Origin of the sequence: Methylobacterium sp. E-041 (assembly GCF_022829665.1) — a bacterium.
GTDB lineage: Bacteria > Pseudomonadota > Alphaproteobacteria > Rhizobiales > Beijerinckiaceae > Methylobacterium.
The window spans coordinates 1-4,277 of the sequence record NZ_JAKSYQ010000045.1 but is presented as its reverse complement, the minus strand read 5'-3'; the positions used below and the strand labels follow the sequence as shown (position 1 = coordinate 4,277).

At 65.6% G+C, this 4,277-nt stretch carries 5 protein-coding genes; 1 reads left to right on the top strand and 4 read right to left on the bottom strand.

The genetic code is table 11. From position 1 onward, the window contains the following. Positions 1–509, top strand: a 509-nt coding sequence (locus tag MKK70_RS03380) for a hypothetical protein (RefSeq protein WP_243945826.1), incomplete at its 5' end; no start/stop codon positions are given. A 182-nt stretch (positions 510–691) separates the two neighbouring features. Here the strand turns inward: MKK70_RS03380 and MKK70_RS03375 are convergent. The 4 genes from MKK70_RS03375 to MKK70_RS03360 form a co-directional block, all read right to left on the bottom strand. Then, entirely contained in the window at positions 692–1,267 is a 576-nt protein-coding gene (locus tag MKK70_RS03375; RefSeq protein WP_243932860.1) for a recombinase family protein, read from the bottom strand. A gap of 145 nt (positions 1,268–1,412) precedes the next feature. Next, entirely contained in the window at positions 1,413–3,080 is a 1,668-nt protein-coding gene (locus MKK70_RS03370) for a vWA domain-containing protein (RefSeq protein WP_243945825.1), read from the bottom strand. Positions 3,081–3,112: 32 nt separating this feature from the next. Continuing rightward, positions 3,113–3,763 carry a pilus assembly protein gene (locus MKK70_RS03365; protein WP_279603501.1) on the bottom strand — a complete coding sequence of 217 codons (651 nt, stop codon included), beginning with the start codon at positions 3,761–3,763 and terminating at the stop codon, positions 3,113–3,115. Between the two features lie 8 nt (positions 3,764–3,771). Then, the coding region (locus MKK70_RS03360) for a pilus assembly protein (RefSeq protein WP_243945824.1) at positions 3,772–4,277 on the bottom strand (506 nt) is incomplete at its 5' end.

Sequence of the window (4,277 nt, the reverse complement as noted above, 5' to 3'; positions counted from 1 at the left end):
TGCTGGTAGGTTCGGTAAGTGCCCCGATGCTTCTCCTGACCGACCGCCAAAGGATCGAACTCGCAGTTCCCGCCTATCTCTTCTATGCGCTTACGGGGGCGCCGAACGTGTTCGTTCCAGCTGATCCGGACCTCGTCGCGAGAGCCGAGGCAGATGTCGCCGAACTGCGCAGGAACCTGAGGACTGCCTGTCTGGAGCCGTTTGCCGATCTGACGCCCTCCAAAAGGCAGGCACTCATACGTCGCCTCGAACGCCTCAAGCGGTTGATGACGGCCGACTGGCACGAACGCCCGGCACTGAGCCTCATGCTGATGCTCTGGTGCTTCCTCAAGGATCTCACCGACCGCGAGGTTCTGATCCTGTGGGAGGACTCGGCGATGGATCGGGCGACGCGAAAGCTGAGGCCGATGTGCGAGCATGGCTTCGAGAAGCAGGACGACGGCGTTGCAGCCCAAGAGCAGGCAGGCGGGCTGCTCACGCGCTTCCAGGCGGAGGGACTGTACCGCTGATCTCCGGCCTGCACTCGCAGCTGCAACCGCTTCCGACCCAACCCGGACCTACGGCGTCGTAGCGCCACGAACGTCCTTGGAAAGGGTAAGGTGGGCATGCAATTAATTGCGCGAGCCGCCCTCCATAATTTCAAGTGTGGCCTGCACCACCCTAGGCGGCTCTGAGCGATAGATGATGGCGGTCAGGCGACTGCTGGCCGGCATGCCCGCTTCACGCTGGCTAGCGAGATCCCGAACTGCGCGGCCGTGCTCGCGATGCTGGCTCCGTTGTCCTTCCGCCAGGTCATCACCGATGCATCGTCGATCGCCTTCTGCCGACCGAATGCCCTACCCTCGGCCTTCGCACGCTGAATGCCGGCCATCTGACGCGCCTTGATGTTGGCGCGCTCTAGCTCAGCCACGGCAGCCAGCATGGTGAGCATCGCCTTCCCGATTGGGGTGGAGAGATCGAAGCCCTCGCGCAGGCTGATGATCGCCACGCCCTTGGCCTGAAGCGCCTTAACGGTTCCTAGAACATCGAGGGTGTCACGACCCAGGCGATCGACGGCGCCAACGATGAGGGTGTCGCCTTTGCGAGTGTACTTGAGGAGAGCCGAGAAGCCCGGACGATCCAGCGCGCGCACGACCCCGGACACGCCTTCGTCGCAGAACCAATCCTCGACCTTGTGGATCAGACCGATGCTGTGCCGTTGTGCCTCGACGCTCTGGTCGCCGGTGCTGACCCTAACATACCCGATTACCGACATCCCGCCCGCCATGGCTCAAAATCTATGGCTCAGGACGTAGCGCATGGCTCAGGGTCAAACAACACCTTTGAGCCATATCGCGGTGCCAACCCGCGGGTAGGCTCACAGGGTGTACCTTCCGAGCCTAACTACCAAGGCCGAAGCCGGTCCGTTCATTTTACTGCGTCAGCCGCAGCGTGCCGATGCTGGCCGCGATCTGGTTGAAGGCCGAGATCAGGCTCGACGAGTCGTTGGCGACGAAGGCCTGCGTCGACGTTGATGCGCAGTTGTTCAGAAGGCTCAGGCCGGCGCTGTCGATCGGGTCCGAGGGCACGCTGAAGCCGATCGTGTAGATCGAGATGCCGGCGCTCTTGGCGTTGCTGCAGGCCAGGGCCGTCAGCGCGTCGAGGGCAGCTCGGGAATTGGTGGCGTTCGTGACGTTCTGGTTGCCGGGCGGGAGGCGCGGATTCGGGGTCGAACCGTCGACGTTCTGGAAGTAGCCGGCAGCGAAGTACATCGACTGGTTGAATGGCGAGTAGCCGTTCGTCGCCCAGCTGTTGGCGCCGTCGGTCATCAGGATGATGACCTTGTTGACCGTGCTCGACGCGTAGGGCGCCCCATCGGCGAAGACGCTGCTCGGCGACAGCGTCCGCCAGCCCCACATCAGACCCTCGTGGATGTTAGTCGATCCGAGCGGCGCCATCGCGTTGATCAGCGACTTCAGCGTCGACGTGTTGCTGGTCAGCCTCTGGAGCGGGCGGGTGGTGCAGCCGAAATTCGGGCCATTCGGGATGCCGGTATAGCTGTTCGATGCGGTCGGCGATGCGTCGCGGGCGTTGACGTACTTGCAGGCGCGGCCCTCGGCGGCGGCGAACGAGGTGCTCGACTGCGATTGGCTCGCACAGCTGTTGGCGTTCGTATAGTCGTCGATGTAGCTGTTGAAGCTGAACGCGGAATTGCCGTTATAGGCTGCATACGTCGTGCTACCCTCGCCCGGTTCGTCGGGCGCGAACATTGGCACGTAGTACGAGCTTGGGTTCGAGCTCGTCGGCGCGCCGTCCTGGACGTTGAGCGGATAGGGCAGCGTTTCCAGGCACCCGGCCCAGCCCCAGCCCGAGTAGGCACTCTGCAGCGCCGTGAAGAGGCCGAAGCGGTTGGTGAAGCCGGCGGAGGTCGGTGCGATCACGTTGGTCCAGTGATAGGGCGACTTGCCGTTCTGGTCGATCCAGGTGGCATAGCGGTAGGCGGCCGGGTCGACCGCGACCGCGGCGGCGAACGGCACGATCGAGATCTTGGTGCCGGTGGCGAAGGCGGCGTTGGTGTAGACGTAGTCGACGAAGTTCGTCGCCGCCGTCTGCACTGCCTGGAGCTTGCTCTGGCCGCCGCTCGATTCCGCCATCGAGCCGGTGTTGTCGAGCACCAGGGCAATCTCGAAGGTCTTGGGCACCGGGGTGGCGCAGCGCGCCGACCCGCCCGGGCGCGGGGCCGTCACGCCCGTGATGCGGCTGTAGAAGACCGGCGAGACCATGTGCGTGGTCAGGGTGATCTGGCGCGGGTTCGCCGTCACCGCCAGCGGGTCGACCGTGAGGCCGGTCGCGCCCATGTAGCCCGTCATCATCGCGACGGCCTGGGTCTGGAGAGTCGCGGTCGTCGTCGCCATCGGCGTCTGGCACAGAGCGAGGGCGGTGGCGTCGGTCGCGGCCTGGAGCTTGGTCTCCATGTAGGTGGCGAAGCCGTAATCGATCACGGCGCCGGTGAAGCCGAGGAGCGGCAGCGCGAGCAGCCCGAACAGCAGGACGACGTTGCCGTCGCGCTGCCGCGCGAAGCGGCCGAGATGTCGGCGCATCGAGATCCCCTGAGGTGTCGAGCGGGTTGGGGTCACGGGCATGCTGCGCCTCCCGGCATCCAGACTTCGGTGTAGGTGGATTTGGCGGGCTGCCCGCCGCGCGCCGGCCAGGGCATGCTGGATTTGAGCGTGATCGTGCTCGTGGCGCCGTTGACGAGCTTGACCAGCGCCGAGCCGAGCATCGGCGTGTAGGGCATGCTCACCTCGGTGAGGACGTAGCGGACCCCGTTGGTGCGGAATCCGGTCGGCACGGTGAGGTCGGAGGCGGCGCCCGTGGCGCGGGGCGACGCGTTGGCGTTGGCGGTGCTGGAACAGACCCGCGGGATCAGGTTGAGGTTCGTGAGGTCGACCGCCATCGCGCTCACCACGATCTTCACGCCGCTGGCGTCGAACGGCTTCAGCACCAGGGTCGAGGTGGCGAGGATGTCGCGCATCAGCGACGCGTCGATCGGGTTCTGGGCGTCGCCCTGCGCAGTCAGGTCGGACACCGTCCGGGCAAGCTGCGTGACCTTCCGCCAGTTGTCGACCGCGTGGGCGTACTCCGAAAGGCCCACGAAGATCGCGAGCAGCACGGGCAGGATCAACGCGAACTCGATCGCGGAGACGCCGCCGGACGCGCGTGCGAACCGAGCGAAGGCCCGCTCGGACGCGCCTGGGCTATGAAGAGGGGAACACCGCACCATCCCGGCCCTCAGCATCCGGTCGAAGCGGTGGTCTGGTACGGCTCGGTGCGGAACACGGCCGTGGACTGCAGCAGATGCGTCCCGTCGGCGAAGCTCATCTGGGCGAGGTCGAGCAGGCTGAAGAACACCGGCACCTTGACGGCCGCGGTGACGACGACGATCGATCCCGGCTTCGCGCAGGCGTAGCTCGTCCCGAAGCCGTTGTTCCAAGTCCTCGTGGTGGCGTTCATCGGCGTCGCGCTCGACCCGGCCGCGAACGAGCTCGCCAGCGACACGTCGATCTTCACGCTCGAGCAGTCGAACAGCGTGAAGGCCCGGTTGGCGCCGGTTCCGCACATTGCGTCGTTGAGCTTCTGCAGCAGGACCGCCGCGCTGGTCGTCCCACTGTTGGCGATCTGGAACTGGCCGGTGAACAGGCCGCGCACCGCGTTCTGGACGGTGCGGTCGAAGTTCTGGCCGGCCCAGATCACGAACGCGATCTGGATGATCGCGCCGACCAGCGCCAGGAAGGGCA